Below are 16,574 nucleotides of genomic sequence, written 5' to 3'. Positions count from 1 at the left end.
ACCATGAATAATGGAGAACTCCAATGAGTAGCGTTTCTCTACCTCAATCGAGTAAAACCGCAGGCAAGGAAAATAGCGGCTGGTTAAAGAAAATCAGAGAGGACTGGGGTCTTTACCTCAGCGCTGTGATTATCGGCTTATTCATTTTGGTCTTCTTGTTTGTTCCTGTAATTAAGGTGATTTTCGTTGCCTTTCAGGATAGTGAAGGCAGCTTATCGCTAGTTAACTTTCAAGACTTCTTTAGTTCGAGCCTGTTCCAAGAATCATTTTTTAACTCGTTTTACGTGGCGTTTATGTCGGTGATCGTTGCGTCGATTATCGCTATGCCGTTGGCGTACTTCACGAGTCGTTTCCAGTTCAAAGGGACGGTGCTTATCCAAACGCTGGGTATCGTGCCGTTGATCATGCCACCGTTTATCGGTGCGGTCGCGATGCAGCTATTGTTTGGTGAGAACGGCACCATGAACCTCCTGCTCGATGAATATTTTGGATTCACTATTCCGATTATGGAAGGGTTGAACGGGGTTATCTTCGTTCAGAGTGTTCACTATTTCCCGTTTATCTTGATTAACTTGTCTGCTGCGCTGCAGAACATTGACCGCTCAATGGAAGAATCTGCGCAGTCGTTAGGTTCATCGGGCATCAAATTGTTCCGCAAGATTGTACTGCCGTTGGCGATGCCGGGTTATGTCGCTGGGGCGTCTTTGGTGTTCGTTAAAGTGTTTGATGATTTGGGTACGCCACTACTGCTTAATGTTAACAACATGCTTGCACCTCAAGCGTACCTACGTATCTCGTCTGTCGGTATTTCTGACCCGATGGGTTACGTCATTTCGGTCATCTTAGTCGCATTCTCTGTGTTCGCATTGTGGGTCTCATTCCTTGCGCTGCGAGGTAAAGATTACTCAACGACGCAGAAAGGTGGTGGCGGTCTATCCAAACGTGAACTGCGTCCGGCTGAAATGGTGGGTTGCTACGCGGTGATCGCTTTAATCTTAATGCTGGTACTGGCGCCGCACTTCGCGTTGCTACTGTTGTCGTTTGGTACCATTTGGTCTTTCAGCCCATTACCAGATGCTTACACCCTGGAACACTACTCGACGGCGATTACTCAAGCGTCTGACTTTATTACCAATACGCTGCTGTATGCCGGTCTTGCTGGCATTATCGATGTGGTGCTCGGTACTGCGATTGCTTACCTAGTGTGGCGAACCAAAATGGTTGGTCGCAAATGGCTGGACTTTGGCGCAATGGCCGCACTGGCGGTGCCTGGGGTGGTATTGGGTATCGGTTATTTACGTACATTCTACGACGTTGATTTACCGTTCGTTGGCTCTTCAATGGCGACGTGGTGGGGCATCATCGTGATTGCACTTGCGGTAAGACGTCTTCCTTATGCATTACGCTCTTGTGTCGCAGCGCTGCAGCAAGTGAGCCCTTCACTTGAGGAAGCGTCAGAGAACTTAGGTGCAACGCGCGCGACCACGATTAGAAAAATCGTCGTGCCATTAATGGCTGCCGGGATTCTCGCGGGTTTTGTTACCGCGTTTGCCACCGCAGCGGTTGAGCTGTCGGCAACCATCATGCTGGTCTCACAAGAATCAGACGCGCCATTGGCGTACGGCTTGTACTTGTTTATGCAGAGTGCAGCGGGTCGAGGTCCAGGTGCCGCATTGGGCGTTATCGCGGTTCTTATTGTCGGACTCGCGACTTACGTTTCTCACACAATTGTTGAACGTACGCGTCAGGCGCACGGACTGAAAAGTCAATAACAGAAGGATTTGAAAATGAGTTTAGTAAATACAGAGCAAGTAGGCATCTCAATTGAGAATTTAACTCTGTCTTTTGGCGATACTGAAGTTTTGAAGGGCGTGAATCTCGATATCAAACCCGGTGAGTTCTTTGCCTTTCTAGGACCTTCGGGGTCGGGTAAATCGACCCTGCTTCGCGCCATCGCAGGTTTTGGCCCCACACCACAGGGTAGGATTCTGCTCGGCAAAGAAGACGTTATTTCACAGCCGCCCTGGAAGCGCAATGTCGGTATGGTGTTCCAGAGCTACGCCTTGTGGCCCCACATGACAGTAAGACAAAACGTCGCCTACGGTTTAGAAGAGCGCAAGGTTGCAAAACCAGAGATCAAACGCCGCGTTGATGATGCGCTCCATTTGGTTGGTCTGCACCATCTCGCTGATCGTAGACCGTCACAGTTATCAGGTGGTCAGCAGCAGCGTGTCGCGATTGCGCGTACCGTGGTGGTTGAACCGCGAGTTCTGCTTCTCGATGAGCCGCTGTCTAACTTGGATGCGAACTTGCGAGAACAGATGCGTCGTGATTTGCTGGAACTGCAACGACAACTAGGGCTTACGACGATTTTCGTTACCCACGATCAAGAGGAAGCCAATACCATCTCTGACCGTATTGCTGTATTGGACCAAGGGGTTATCCAGCAAGTTGGCGCGCCAATGGAATTGTATGACAACCCATCGAACAAGTTCGTCGCGGATTTCTTAGGTACGGCAAACGTGCTAAACGGCCACGTTGAAAAAACGCCGTATGGCAGTCACTTTGTCTCTGATAATGGCATCCACTTCCCGTATGCAGCGAAAGAACAGCAAGACTTATCGCTTATCTTCCGTCCGCAAAGTCTGGGCATTTGCCATGGTGCAGCCGAGGAGGGGACGATTCAGTTAGAAGGTAAGGTGATGCACCGAGAGTTCTTAGGCCATTTGGTGCGCTACGGTATCGATGTCGGTGGCGAGATGTTAATGGTGGATGACCCGCATTTGCGGGGAGCCCAACACTATTCAAACGGTTCGACGATACGTGTTGCGCTAAAGCCAGACGAAATCGTCGCATTAAGCCAGTAACAAAAAAGGGCTTCCATTTGGAAGCCCTTTTTCTTCAATCAGAGATTAACCAGCCAGTACATCAGTTGCAACTTTGTAGCTTGGGTCTTCTTTGACGTTGATTTCAACTAAGCTGCCCGCTTTATGTAGCAGTGCGCGACAGTCTTGGCTCAAGTGGCGTAAATGCAGTGTTTTACCCTGAGTGGCGTAACGCTCTGCGAGTGTTTCGATCGCTTCAATCGCAGAGTGGTCAGTTACGCGTGAGTCTGCGAAATCGACGATAACGTCTACCGGATCGTTTTGAGCATCAAAAATCTCTAGGAAGTTTGCTACTGAGCCAAAGAATACTGGGCCGTGGATTCTGTATTCCTTTGAACCTTCTTCATTGGTACGCGTATCTGCGTAGATGTGTTTCGCGTGTTGCCATGCGAACATCAGCGCCGATGCGATAACACCAACAAATACTGCGATAGCAAGGTCAGTCATAACCGTTACCACAGTTACCAATACGATAACAAAGAAGTCTTGTTTTGGTACGCGGCGTGCCAGTTTGAATGTTGCCCATTCGAACGTGCCGATAACAACCATAAACATAACACCAACCAGTGCTGCGAGTGGAATCATCTCAATTAGCGCTGAAGCAAACAGGATGAACATCAGTAGCATTACCGCTGCAACGATACCAGACAGACGGCCACGACCACCTGAGTTTACGTTGATCATTGATTGTCCGATCATTGCACAACCACCCATCGCGCCAAATACTGAACAAGTCATGTTTGCCATGCCTTGACCAATACATTCACGGTTAGACTGACCACGAGTATTGGTCATCTCATCTAGAACCGTCAGGGTTAGTAGTGACTCAATCAAGCCGATCGCCGCAAGAATGATCGCGTAAGGCAGAATGATTTGCAGTGTCTCTAGTGATAGTGGTACTGCTGGAATAGAGAAGGTTGGCAGTGAGCCAGCAAGCGTTGCCGCTTCATCGCCAGACATAGTACGCAGGAAGTCGACAACTGTGCGTGTTTCAAGATCCAAACCCACAACCAGTGCTGTAACAGTCACAATCGCAACCAACGATGATGGTACTGCGGTAGTGAACTTAGGTAAGAAGTGGATGATTGCCATAGTCAGTGCAACAAGCCCTAGCATAAGCATCATTTGGTCTTGAGGTAGCCAAGTAAGCATGCCGTTGATGTCAGGGGCTTTAAACTGTCCAAGCTGGGCAAGGAAGATAACGATCGCTAGACCGTTTACAAAGCCGATCATTACTGGGTGTGGCACGATGCGAATGAATTTACCCAGTTTGAATATACCTGCTGCAATCTGCAAGATACCCGCCAGCATGATTGCTGCGAATAGGTATTGAACGCCGTGGCTCGCAACCAGCGATACCATAACAACAGCCATCGCGCCTGTTGCACCAGAGATCATACCTGGGCGGCCGCCGAAAATAGAAGTGACAAGACCAACGATGAAAGCCGCGTAAAGGCCAACCATAGGGTCAACACCAGCGACGAAGGCGAATGCTACCGCTTCAGGAACCAATGCGAGTGCAACGGTTAGACCTGACAGCACATCATTTTTTACAGAGTGCTTAGAAAATTGTGGAAATTCAAACATGCTTGCTCAGTTTTGCTAAGTATTTAAATGTATTCTGAAAAACGGCCCTGAAATTCCATGAGCAAAAATGCGATATAAAAGAGCGGATAAAACAAAGCGTTTGTTTCAGATCGAGTCGGCGAATGCTACCGAAAAGTGTGATTAAGTTCAAGAATGAACCAAATATTGACCAATATTTGTGATAAATGAATGAAGCACAAATATTTCGCCAATAAAAAAGCAGCCCCTAACAAGAGGGGCTGCTTTCATTTTCTGCTTAGATTAGAAACCTTGCGGCTTTGTCATTGCAGCGCCAGCTTGGCTCTTCGCAACTTGGCTACCTGCGCCTTTCGGCTGGTAACGCTCTTCGCGGAATGGAGCGGCGACGACAGTGATTTCTTTCATCTCTGCTGAACCTGATGCTTTGGTCATTGGTGCTGAAGCTTGACCTTTGAATACAGGTTTCGCTGCTTCAACCACGGTTTCCTCAACTTGTTCAACAACCGCTTCAACCGCTGCTGTTTCTTCAACTGGTGTTGTTTCAGTAACGATCTCTTCAGCAGCGTTCACGACCTCTGCGGTTTCAACTGTTTCAACAGGTGCAACCACTGGCGCTTCGACTGTTTCAGTAGGTTGTTGTGCTACTTCAACTGCAGGCGTTGCCACTTCAGTTTCTACCGCTTCAACCACTGGCTGCTCGCGACGAATGATCACTTTACCCATCGCCATCTCTGGGCAAGCGAAACCACCAAATGCTACTTTAGTTTCTGCTTGTTCAACAGCTGCTTTTTCTGCTTTAGGTTTCGACTTCGGCGCTGGTTTAGTAATGCCGTAACTTGGCATCACTTTACCCATAGCCATCTCTGGAGAGGCTACACCACCTTTACGAAGGCGGAATGGGTTAGGGCGACGGTCACGACCACGGCGACGACGTTGACCACTTGCACGTAGGTGACGCGGAGAACGACGGTTACGACGTTGCTTCGATTGTTCACCTTCTTGTGCTTCTGTATCTACGTTTTGTTCTGTCGTTTCAGCAACGGCTTCCGCTTTTGCTTCTTTAGCAACTTCTTTCGCTTCCGCTTGAGCTTGTTGGTCTTTAACGCGAACTTGCTTAGTCAGCTTACGACGCTGACGGCGCTCTTTCACTTTCGCTGCTTTCTCTTCAGCACGGTTTGGTTTCTCCGTCTGTTGAGCATCAGCGGCTAGTTTTAGACCTTCTTCCGCTACCTTACTCGCTTTCGCGTCGTCACGTTTGTTGCGACGCTCTTGCTTAGGCTTACGGTTTTGTTGTTTACGCTCGCTCGCTGGCTTGTTGTCAGTCGTAGCTTCGTCGCGGTCACGTTGCTGAGGTTTACGCTTGTTATCGCGCTTCTCATCACGCTTCTCATCACGGTTCTCGTTACGGTTATCGCGAGAGTTACGACGACGTTGGTCGTTACGGTTGCGACGGTTGCGGTTGTTGCGCTGGCCTTCTTTCTTCTCTGGCTTGTTCTGTTTCTCTTCTTCTTTTGAAGGTTCAGAGCTAGAGCCAAATAGGAAGCTACCTAGTGCTTTAAACAAACGGCTTACCAGACCTGGTTGAGGTTCAGTTGGTTCTACTTTCTTCTCAACTTTTGGTGCTGGTTTTGGAGTTGGAGCAGACTGCGCAGGAGCGGCAAAACCTTTTAGCGCTGGTTCTTCCAGTTTCTTCGGTTTCGCTTCAGCTTCAGGCACTTCACGACCTTCCGCCTCTTTCATTGCTTCCAGTTTCTTAGGTAGCAAGTAAGAGAGTAGGTCGAACTCTTCACCTTCGCGCACACGAATAACGTCGAAGTGAGGAGTTTCCATATCTGAATTAGGTACAACCGTGATCTTCACTTCTTGAATACGCTCAATGTGGTTCACAGAGCGACGTTTTTCATTCAGAAGGTAAGATGCGATTGGTACCGGCACTACCGCAAGTACTTGTGCAGTGTTGTCTTTCAGTGCTTCTTCTTCAATCAGACGAAGTACAGAAAGCGCAAGAGATTCGTTGTCGCGGACTACACCAGTACCTGTACAGCGAGGACAAATATGGTGACTTGCCTCAGCCAATGAAGGGCTTAGGCGTTGACGAGACATCTCTAGTAGACCAAAGCGCGAGATACGACCGATCTGAACGCGGGCACGATCCATACGGACAGCATCACGCAGACGGTTTTCAACTTCACGCTGGTGGCGTACTGGCGTCATATCGATAAAGTCGATAACCACTAGGCCGCCTAGGTCACGCAGACGTAATTGACGTGCAATTTCATCCGCTGCTTCTAGGTTGGTGTTCAGTGCTGTTTCTTCGATATCGCCGCCCTTTGTTGCACGAGCAGAGTTGATATCGATAGACGTTAGCGCCTCAGTTGGGTCGATAACGATTGAACCACCTGAAGGTAGACGAACTTCGCGTTGGAACGCAGATTCGATCTGGCTTTCAATCTGGTAGTGGCTGAATAGTGGTACTTCACCTTCGTACTTCTTCACTCGGTTAACGAAATCAGGGCGTACGAGGCGAATGTGGTCAAGAGCGCGTTCGTAGATTGTGTTGCTATCGATAAGAATTTCGCCGATATCACGACGCAAATAATCACGAATCGCACGTACAATCACGTTACTTTCTTGGTGAATTAGGAATGGTGCTGGGTTGGCATCAGATGCCTGCTTGATAGCACCCCAGTGGTTAAGGAGAACGTTTAAATCCCACTCAAGTTCTTCTGCGCTCTTACCAACGCCGGCTGTACGAACAATCAGACCCATGCCTTGCGGCAGTTCTAGAGTGCTTAGTGCAGCTTTAAGTTGAGTACGCTCGTCACCTTCGATTCGACGAGAAATACCGCCAGCACGAGGGTTATTAGGCATAAGAACAAGATAACTACCTGCAAGAGAGATAAAAGTCGTTAACGCAGCGCCTTTGCTGCCACGTTCTTCTTTCTCTACTTGTACGATGACTTCTTGACCTTCAGTTAGCACTTCTTTAATGCTTGGACGGCCTTGATAAGTGTAACCTTCAGGGAAGTATTCGCGGGCAATTTCTTTAAGGGGAAGGAAACCGTGTCTTTCTGCACCGTAGTCAACGAAGGCTGCTTCCAGACTTGGTTCGATGCGAGTGATACGTCCTTTGTAGATATTTGCTTTTTTAGATTCATGACCAGGGCTTTCGATATCCAAATCGTACAAGCGCTGACCATCAACCAAAGCAACACGCAACTCTTCTTTTTGAGTTGCGTTAATTAACATTCTTTTCATTGATAAATCTCGTTGTCATTCTGTGTTTTTGCTTGTTGCCGCTGGTTACTTTCACGGTGCCTGATCCCATGGCTTATTTCGGTGCAGCCTCCCGGCTGGAGGGATGCTCTTTGGGCACGTCAGCCTTACAAGCTGTTTTAGGCTTGTAAGCCGCAATGATGGCGGAAAATACTCAACATGAAAGTTAATGCCAATGTCATCGACGAGTTGTTCAGTCTTGCTAGTTAAAGTTATCGATTGCGGCGTAATGAATCATGCAATTAGAGTAACTAGTTAGCTGCAATTTACGCTGTGCGGTCGATAATTTTACTGCGCAATTGATTGATCATCAGATCAATGGCATTCGCATCATGAGTAGGGCAACAAGATTGCTAAGTTCGAAAATGTCTTACGCCGTGTGCTGCATTTTGGTAAATTAGCGGGCTACTCATTAATTTGCTCTAAATTGATTGGCTTTGTTTAAAATGCAACCAAATCAAATATTGCAGGTGAGAACTATAGCAGTACCCAATAAAGTCAGCAATCTGCTTTATTATAAAACGCTAAAAAATCCAATTTTATTTTTGTTAAGTGACTGTATTTTAAGTGTTTAGAAAAGCTTTATTTCGAATTAGTAAATGAGTTGATTGAATTTTGTTCGTAGTTGAACAGAAACTCACTCTAAAAGATAAAATTGCCAGCCTGTTGCGTAGAAAATGTGATTCTACGCAAGGTTGAATGTTAGAATGGCGACATGAGCGAAATTAGAACAAAAGTCCAGTTTGTTGATATCGATGACGATATGGCTGGCCAGCGAATTGACAATTTTCTGCGTAACCAATTGAAAAGCATCCCTAAAAGCATGGTGTATCGTATCGTGCGTAAAGGGGAAGTACGCGTAAATAAGAAGCGCGTAAAAGCCGAGTACAAGCTTCAGGCTGGTGACTTAGTCCGTATCCCTCCGGTGACGATCGAGGAGAAAGCAGAAGAAGTCGCGCCAAGTACCAAACTAAACAAAGTGGCCGAACTGGAAGATAAAATCATCTACGAAGATGACCACGTTCTGATCCTGAATAAGCCGTCAGGAACCGCCGTACACGGTGGTAGTGGTTTGAAGTTCGGTGCGATTGAAGCGTTGCGGGCGTTGCGTCCACAGGCACGCTTTCTAGAATTGGTGCACCGTATTGACCGCGATACATCGGGTATCTTGCTCGTCGCTAAGAAACGCTCGGCGCTGCGTCACCTGCAAGCTCAATTTCGTGAGAAAACGGTTAAGAAGTTTTACTTCGCATTAGTGATGGGGCAGTGGAAGAGCAGTTGCAAAGTGGTGAATGCGCCGCTGTTGAAAAATGAAGTAAACAGCATTGTGCGTGTGAATCCGCAGGGGAAACCGTCGGAAACCCGCTTTAAGATTATTGAGAAGTTTGCCGAAGCGACTTTGGTTCAGGCGAGCCCGATCACTGGTCGAACTCACCAGATTCGCGTTCACACCCAATACACTGGTCACCCGATCGCTTGGGATGACCGTTACGGTGACAGACGTTTTGACGCGTACACCGGCAAGTTAGGTCTGGACCGACTTTTCCTGCATGCGGCTAACATTAAGTTTATTCACCCTGCGACAAACGAGTGGATGGAAATTAATGCACCGATTGAAGCCAAACTTGAAAAGACCTTATCTGGGCTAAGAAAGCAAGGTTAAGTTAATTAGACGTAAAAACGCCGCGACATTCGCGGCGTTTTTTATCCTTAAAGCACGTGCATCCCTTGTTTTTCGAGCATATCGACAAGGTCAATCAGCGGCAAACCCACCAAGGTGTTGGGGTCTTTGCCTTCCAGTTTCTCAAACAGCGCAATGCCTAAACCTTCACTTTTGAAACTGCCGGCGCAGTAATAGGGCTCTTCTTTCTCGACATAGCTTTCGATCTGCTGTTGGCTGAGCGAGCGGAAGTGAACGGAAAAGGTATCCACTTTGATGTCAGTTTCGCCGCTCTCTGTGTTGTGCAGCGCTAGCCCGGTGTAAAACTGAATCGATTTGCCACTTTGCGCGCTGAGTTGTTTGATTGCGTTTTGCTTGTTCAGCGGTTTGCCGATGATTTCACCGTCAATCACACAAACTTGGTCACTACCGATCACCAAACTTGGCTTATCGGTTGGACAAGACTCTGCTTTGCCTTTCGCTAGGCGTTCAACCAATGCGAGAGGTGTTTCGTGCTCTAAAGGTGTCTCATCGCATTGTGGCGACAACGTGATAAAGGGAAGTGCTAGTTTATTGAGCAGTTGCTTACGATAAGGCGAGGTAGACGCTAAAACTAGTTGGTAATTTGGCATTTTTATTTACAATCAAAGGTCGATTGGCATTAGCTTAATCGATCTGGTGGTGGAGTGCCTACCTCTCTCAGTGGTAAGGAAAAAAAGTACAACTTTTTGTCCTTTTCCTTTGACTCTAAACAATTTGGAAGATAGAATTCGCGCCCTATGCAAAAGGTAAAAATACCGCGAACGGTTGATCCGGCAAGAGCGGCTCAAAAGCGACTTGATTTTGATGGTATCATTCAGGTTAGTCTTTTTAAGCGCTTAGAGGAATCGGTCGAAGGCGTTAAACGCGACGCTCAAGTGTCATTGTCATTTGGGTTGGATGAGCAGCGACTCGTTGTTATCTCTGGTAAAGCTAACATCGAAGTTGATTTAGAGTGTCAACGCTGTAACGAGGTTTTCACACATGAGTGTGAAGTCGAATTCACTTATACGCCGTATTACAGCGAAAAAAGTGAAGAAGACGCACCGGAAGAGTACGATTTGGTAGATCCGAACGAGTACGGTGAAATCGACCTAGTACAGTTGGTTGAAGACGAGTTCATTCTAAACTTGCCTCAAATTGCAATGCATGATGAAGCGGACTGTAGCGTTAATTCAGATAATATGGTGTTTGGCGAACTTCCCGAAGAAGTTGTGGAAGAGAAACCGAATCCATTCGACGTTTTAAAAAGCTTAAAGAAGTAATTCTTTAAGGATTAACACAGGAGTAGGGTCCATGGCCGTACAGAAAAACCGTAAAACACGTTCTAAGCGTGGTATGCGTCGTTCACACGATGCCCTAACTACAGCTGCACTTTCTGTTGACGCAACTTCAGGTGAAACTCACCTACGTCACAACGTGACTGCTGAAGGTTACTACCGCGGCAAGAAGGTTATCAACAAGTAAGGTTGACCTTTGCAAAATATAACCGTTGCACTTGATGCAATGGGCGGGGATTTCGGTCCTCGCGTTACAGTGCCTGCCGCCGTGCAGGCACTGTCGCATTTCCCAGAGCTAAAAGTGGTCCTATTAGGTGATCAAACTGCGATCACAACTCAATTATCTATCCTTGGTTATAAGCCAGATGCTCGCTTGAGTATCGATCACTGTGACCGAGTGATCTCCAACTCAGAAAAACCTTCTCTCGCATTAAGAAACAGTAACGGCACGTCTATGGGCTCAGCGATTGATGCTGTAGCACAAGGCAAAGCAGACGCTTGTGTCAGTGGCGGTAACACCGGTGCATTGATGGCGCTATCTCGTTTTCGTCTGAAGCTCCTACCGGGGATTGAAAGACCAGCACTGATATCTGCACTGCCGACGATTTCTGGAAATAAGACTTGGATGCTTGATTTGGGCGCGAATGTGTCCAGTGATGCCGACTCATTATTTCAGTTTGCTGTGATGGGGAGCGCGCTCGCAGAACAGTACTTGCAGCGCCCGCCTAGAGTCGCGATTCTCAATATTGGCGCTGAAGAAATAAAAGGCAACGATCTTGTCAAGCGCTGCGCAGAAATGCTTTCTAGCACCCAATCTGTTAACTTTGTTGGCTATATTGAAGGTAATCAATTGTTACACGATGCCGCAGATGTTGTAGTCTGTGATGGGTTCGTGGGTAATGTGTGCTTAAAAGCTTGTGAAGGTACAGCCCAGCTTTTCATAGATAAGCTGAAATCGAGTATGATCTCCTCATCTATAAAGGGTTGGATTGCAAGAAAATTATTTTCTGGGCTATTTAATGAGCTAAAAACATTGAACCCCGACCAGTATAACGGTGCAAGTTTGCTAGGATTGCGCGGCATTGTCATAAAAAGCCACGGAAGCGCTGACGTAGAAGCGGTTACCAACGCGATTGGTGAAGCTCTGCACGAGGTCAAACGACAAGTACCCAGCCGTATTAGCGATCGTTTGGAAGCGGTTTTACTCGAGAGGCACTATTAGTCTTCATGTATAGCAAAATTTTAGGTACTGGCAGCTACCTGCCATCTCAGGTGCGTACTAACGCAGATTTAGAGAAAATGGTAGATACAAGTGATGAGTGGATCGTAACTCGCACAGGTATTAAAGAACGTCGCATTGCTGCTGAGAATGAAACCGTTGCAGATATGGGGTATATCGCAGCTAAAAACGCTATTGAAATGGCGGGTATTGATAAGAACGATATCGATCTGATCATTGTTGCAACAACCAGCGGTAGCCATACGTTCCCATCATCTGCGTGTCAGGTGCAAGCTAAGCTTGATATCAAAGGCTGCCCTGCGTTTGATTTGGCAGCGGCATGTTCTGGCTTTGTCTACGCTCTTTCAGTTGCAGACCAGCACGTTAAATCGGGCATGTGTAAAAACGTGCTTGTGATTGGCGCAGACGCATTATCAAAAACATGTGACCCAACGGATCGCTCGACTATCATCCTATTTGGAGATGGTGCGGGTGCGGTTGTGGTAGGCGCAAGCGAAGAGCCTGGTATCTTATCGACTCACATCTACTCAGATGGTCGTTTCGGTGAGCTATTAAGCCTAGAAGTTCCTGTGCGTGGTAAAGATGCCGATAAATGGCTTCACATGGCAGGTAATGAAGTATTCAAGGTCGCGGTAACGCAATTGTCGAAGCTAGTTAAAGATACGCTAGCGGCAAACGATATGCACAAATCTGAGCTAGATTGGTTAGTCCCGCACCAAGCAAACTACCGCATTATTTCAGCGACAGCGAAAAAACTGTCGATGTCTCTTGACCAAGTGGTGATCACGCTGGATAGGCACGGCAATACGTCGGCAGCGACGGTTCCGACAGCACTTGATGAAGCGGTACGTGATGGCCGAATTAAACGCGGTCAGAAACTTCTGCTGGAAGCATTCGGTGGTGGTTTCACTTGGGGTTCAGCACTGGTTAAGTTCTAAACCCTACAGAATTTTAAAATTAAGGTGCCTTTTGAGGCATCTTTTCTTTCTTACTTTGGTTAAAGGAAAAGTATATGAGCAAGTTTGCTATCGTATTTCCAGGTCAAGGTTCTCAAGCTGTAGGTATGCTTGCTGAGCTTGGCGAACAGTATGAAGTCGTTAAACAAACTTTCGCGGAAGCGTCTGACGCATTAGGCTACGATCTTTGGGCATTGGTTCAAGATGGACCAGTTGAAGATCTAAACCAAACATTCCGCACTCAACCAGCTCTGCTTGCATCTTCTGTTGCTATTTGGCGTGTATGGCAAGAGCTAGGTCTAGAACAACCAGCAAACCTAGCAGGTCACAGCCTAGGTGAGTACTCAGCACTCGTTTGTGCTGGCGTTATCGACTTCAAAGAAGCGATTAAACTGGTAGAACTGCGTGGTCGTCTAATGCAAGAAGCGGTACCAGCAGGTACTGGTGCGATGTACGCAATCATCGGTCTTGATGATGACGCGATCGCAAAAGCATGTGAAGACGCAGCGCAGGGTGATGTGGTTTCACCAGTAAACTTTAACTCGCCTGGTCAAGTGGTTATCGCGGGTAGCAAAGATGCAGTAGAGCGCGCAGGCGCACTATGTAAAGAAGCAGGCGCAAAACGTGCTCTTCCACTTCCTGTTTCTGTACCGTCTCACTGTGCGCTAATGAAGCCAGCGGCAGACAAGCTAGCAGTTGCACTTGAAGAGATTCAATTCAATACACCTCAGCTGCCTGTTATCAACAACGTAGACGTTGTTGCTGAAACAGACCCTGCAAAAATTAAAGATGCACTAGTACGTCAACTATACAGCCCAGTTCGTTGGACTGAGAGCGTTCAGCTAATGAGCGAGCAAGGCGTTGAGAAACTACTAGAGCTTGGCCCAGGTAAAGTGCTAACTGGCCTAACTAAACGTATTGTGAAGACACTAAGTGGCGCGGCAGTGAACGACATCGCTTCACTAGACGCTGCTAAGTAAACTTTAAGGAACAACAATCATGATGAACCTAGAAGGCAAAATTGCCCTAGTAACTGGCGCAAGCCGCGGTATCGGCCGTGCTATTGCTGAGCTTCTTGTTGAGCGTGGCGCGACTGTAATCGGTACTGCAACATCAGAAGGCGGCGCTGCAGCTATCAGTGAGTACCTAGGCGCAAACGGTAAAGGTCTAGCACTGAACGTAACAGACGTTGAGTCAATTGAAGCGACACTAAAAACCATCAACGATGAGTTTGGTGCTATTGATATCCTAGTGAACAACGCAGGTATCACGCGCGATAACCTTCTAATGCGTATGAAAGATGACGAATGGAACGACATCATCAACACTAACCTAACGCCAATTTACCGCATGTCTAAAGCGGTACTGCGTGGCATGATGAAAAAACGTGCAGGTCGTATCATTAACGTTGGTTCAGTTGTTGGTACTATGGGTAACGCTGGTCAAGCTAACTACGCAGCAGCAAAAGCAGGTGTGATTGGTTTTACTAAATCAATGGCGCGTGAAGTGGCTTCTCGTGGCGTAACGGTTAACACAGTAGCACCAGGTTTTATCGAAACTGATATGACTAAAGCGCTAAATGATGACCAACGTGCAGCAACATTGGCGAACGTTCCATCTGGTCGCCTTGGTGACCCACGTGAGATTGCAGCGGCTGTTGTGTTCCTAGCTTCTCCAGAGGCGGCGTACATTACAGGCGAAACTTTGCATGTAAATGGTGGTATGTACATGGTGTAATTGGCTTATTAGGCAGAATTGGTGCAATTTTTCGTGAAGGTGCGCCCAAATATCTGCATAATTGGTCAATTCACTTATAATGTCATCAATCTTGTTAGGGATTGTCACTGAAATGTCCTATATTTGGTGATAAATGACATTAACTTGCGCAACATTTGTGCATGATATAGGTCAAAAATGTATTGAATTTCGGTTAAATTCGCTAAAATTGTGGTTTGACCAGCAAGGAGCCTCTTGCAACTTTCAATAGTTCGAATAAACTACGGAATCATCGCATTAGGCGAAATCTGTAAAGGAAAAGAAAAAATGAGCAACATCGAAGAACGCGTAAAGAAAATCATTGTTGAACAGCTAGGTGTAGACGAAGCTGAAGTTAAAAACGAAGCTTCATTCGTTGATGATCTAGGTGCTGATTCTCTAGACACTGTTGAACTAGTAATGGCTCTAGAAGAAGAATTCGACACTGAGATCCCAGACGAAGAAGCTGAGAAGATCACTACTGTTCAAGCTGCTATCGACTACGTGAACAGCGCTCAGTAATATCTCCCCCAGGCGGCCTTCTGGCCGCCTGAGTTTTTTAAACTCTTCTATCCTCTCATAGAATCATTTCAATCCCGGAGAATAAAATCGTGTCCAAGCGTCGTGTTGTTGTCACTGGCATGGGTATGTTGTCACCGGTAGGCAACACTGTAGAATCATCTTGGAAAGCCCTGCTAGAAGGTCAAAGTGGTATTGTAAATATTGACCATTTCGATACTGAAAATTTCTCTACTCGTTTCGCAGGTCTTGTAAAAGACTTTGACTGCACTGAGTACATGTCGAAAAAAGATGCTCGTAAAATGGATCTATTCATCCAATACGGCATTGCAGCGGGTATTCAAGCTTTAGATGACTCTGGCTTACAAATTACCGAAGAAAACGCCCCTCGTGTTGGCGTAGCGATTGGCTCAGGTATCGGCGGTTTAGATCTTATTGAAACAGGCCACACTGCGCTTGTTGAAAAAGGCCCTCGTAAAGTTAGCCCATTCTTCGTACCGTCAACTATCGTAAACATGGTTGCAGGTAACTTATCTATTATGCGTGGTCTTCGCGGTCCAAACATCGCGATCTCGACGGCGTGTACGACAGGTCTTCATAACATTGGTCACGCGGCACGTATGATTGCATACGGCGATGCAGACGCAATGGTTGCTGGTGGTTCTGAAAAAGCATCGACTCCACTAGGTATGGCTGGCTTCGGTGCTGCGAAAGCACTTTCAACTCGTAACGATGAGCCACAAAAAGCATCTCGTCCGTGGGACAAAGACCGTGACGGTTTTGTGTTAGGTGACGGTGCTGGCATCATGGTTATTGAAGAGTACGAGCACGCAAAAGCTCGTGGCGCTAAGATCTATGCTGAGCTCGTTGGCTTCGGTATGTCTGGTGACGCTTACCACATGACTTCGCCAAGCGAAGACGGTTCAGGTGGTGCACTAGCGATGGAAGCGGCGATGCGTGATGCAGGTATTGTTGGTACTCAAGTGGGTTACGTAAATGCTCACGGTACTTCTACACCAGCAGGTGACGTAGCTGAGATTAAAGGCGTACGTCGTGCTCTAGGTGAAGAAGGCGCGAAACAAGTGAAAGTATCTTCAACCAAATCTATGACCGGTCACCTACTGGGTGCAGCAGGTTCTGTTGAAGCTATCATCACTGTACTGTCTCTTGTTGATCAAATCGTTCCACCGACGATCAACCTAGACAACCGCGACGAAGGTCTTGATGATATCGACCTTGTACCGCACACAGCTCAGAAAGTTGAGATGGAGTACGCAATCTGTAACTCATTCGGCTTTGGTGGCACAAATGGCTCTCTAGTATTTAAAAAGATCTAAAGAGTCACGCTACGAAATATGTTAAAACGGCTTAATGCTTCGGCATTAAGCCGTTTTGTTA

At 47.1% G+C, this 16,574-nt stretch carries 14 protein-coding genes; 11 read left to right on the top strand and 3 right to left on the bottom strand.

Annotated features, from left to right (window positions below):
• Positions 1-23: 23 nt before the first annotated feature.
• Together HCZ42_RS03985 and HCZ42_RS03980 are read left to right on the top strand one after the other, a co-directional pair.
• Complete coding sequence (locus HCZ42_RS03985; protein WP_167419462.1) at positions 24-1,772, top strand: ABC transporter permease; 1,749 nt, start codon at positions 24-26, stop codon at positions 1,770-1,772.
• A 15-nt stretch (positions 1,773-1,787) separates the two neighbouring features.
• Positions 1,788-2,867 (top strand): ABC transporter ATP-binding protein, encoded by a 1,080-nt coding sequence (locus HCZ42_RS03980; RefSeq protein WP_167419461.1) that lies wholly within the window; start codon positions 1,788-1,790, stop codon positions 2,865-2,867.
• A 45-nt stretch (positions 2,868-2,912) separates the two neighbouring features.
• Here HCZ42_RS03980 and HCZ42_RS03975 read toward each other — a convergent pair whose 3' ends face one another.
• Both HCZ42_RS03975 and rne read right to left on the bottom strand, forming a co-directional pair.
• Complete coding sequence (locus tag HCZ42_RS03975) at positions 2,913-4,472, bottom strand: SulP family inorganic anion transporter (RefSeq protein WP_167419460.1); 1,560 nt, start codon at positions 4,470-4,472, stop codon at positions 2,913-2,915.
• Between the two features lie 261 nt (positions 4,473-4,733).
• Positions 4,734-7,709 (bottom strand): ribonuclease E, encoded by a 2,976-nt coding sequence (gene rne / locus HCZ42_RS03970; protein ID WP_167419459.1) that lies wholly within the window; start codon positions 7,707-7,709, stop codon positions 4,734-4,736.
• Positions 7,710-8,442: 733 nt separating this feature from the next.
• Here rne and rluC point away from each other — a divergent pair.
• The gene (rluC, locus tag HCZ42_RS03965) at positions 8,443-9,390 is read left to right on the top strand and encodes a 23S rRNA pseudouridine(955/2504/2580) synthase RluC (protein WP_167419458.1); all 948 of its coding nucleotides are present in this window, start codon (positions 8,443-8,445) and stop codon (positions 9,388-9,390) included.
• Positions 9,391-9,437: 47 nt separating this feature from the next.
• Here the strand turns inward: rluC and HCZ42_RS03960 are convergent, their stop codons facing one another.
• Positions 9,438-10,019, bottom strand: coding sequence for a Maf family protein (locus tag HCZ42_RS03960; protein ID WP_167419457.1), 582 nt, complete (start codon positions 10,017-10,019; stop codon positions 9,438-9,440).
• A gap of 147 nt (positions 10,020-10,166) precedes the next feature.
• Here HCZ42_RS03960 and yceD point away from each other — a divergent pair, with 147 nt between their 5' ends.
• The 8 genes from yceD to fabF all read left to right on the top strand — a co-directional run bounded on the left by yceD (position 10,167) and on the right by fabF (position 16,513).
• Positions 10,167-10,691 (top strand): 23S rRNA accumulation protein YceD, encoded by a 525-nt coding sequence (yceD, locus tag HCZ42_RS03955; RefSeq protein ID WP_053408166.1) that lies wholly within the window; start codon positions 10,167-10,169, stop codon positions 10,689-10,691.
• A gap of 31 nt (positions 10,692-10,722) precedes the next feature.
• The gene (gene rpmF / locus HCZ42_RS03950; protein WP_014232495.1) at positions 10,723-10,893 is read left to right on the top strand and encodes a 50S ribosomal protein L32; all 171 of its coding nucleotides are present in this window, start codon (positions 10,723-10,725) and stop codon (positions 10,891-10,893) included.
• Positions 10,894-10,902: 9 nt separating this feature from the next.
• A complete protein-coding gene (gene plsX, locus HCZ42_RS03945; protein WP_167419456.1) occupies positions 10,903-11,928 on the top strand; it encodes a phosphate acyltransferase PlsX in 1,026 nt (341 codons plus the stop codon).
• 5 nt (positions 11,929-11,933) lie between these two features.
• A complete protein-coding gene (locus HCZ42_RS03940; protein ID WP_167419455.1) occupies positions 11,934-12,884 on the top strand; it encodes a beta-ketoacyl-ACP synthase III in 951 nt (316 codons plus the stop codon).
• Between the two features lie 74 nt (positions 12,885-12,958).
• Positions 12,959-13,882, top strand: a complete 924-nt coding sequence (gene fabD / locus HCZ42_RS03935; RefSeq protein WP_167419454.1) for an ACP S-malonyltransferase — start codon at positions 12,959-12,961, stop codon at positions 13,880-13,882.
• Between the two features lie 22 nt (positions 13,883-13,904).
• Positions 13,905-14,639 carry a 3-oxoacyl-ACP reductase FabG gene (fabG, locus tag HCZ42_RS03930; protein WP_167419613.1) on the top strand — a complete coding sequence of 245 codons (735 nt, stop codon included), beginning with the start codon at positions 13,905-13,907 and terminating at the stop codon, positions 14,637-14,639.
• Between the two features lie 306 nt (positions 14,640-14,945).
• Positions 14,946-15,179, top strand: a complete 234-nt coding sequence (acpP, locus tag HCZ42_RS03925; RefSeq protein WP_004406112.1) for an acyl carrier protein — start codon at positions 14,946-14,948, stop codon at positions 15,177-15,179.
• Positions 15,180-15,268: 89 nt separating this feature from the next.
• Positions 15,269-16,513 (top strand): beta-ketoacyl-ACP synthase II, encoded by a 1,245-nt coding sequence (gene fabF, locus HCZ42_RS03920; RefSeq protein WP_167419453.1) that lies wholly within the window; start codon positions 15,269-15,271, stop codon positions 16,511-16,513.
• The last annotated feature ends 61 nt before the right edge of the window (positions 16,514-16,574 follow it).

Source organism: Vibrio hepatarius (assembly GCF_011806575.1).
GTDB lineage: Bacteria > Pseudomonadota > Gammaproteobacteria > Enterobacterales > Vibrionaceae > Vibrio > Vibrio hepatarius_A.
The sequence above is the reverse complement of the archived record's forward strand: the minus strand, read 5'-3'. Positions and strand labels throughout refer to the sequence as shown.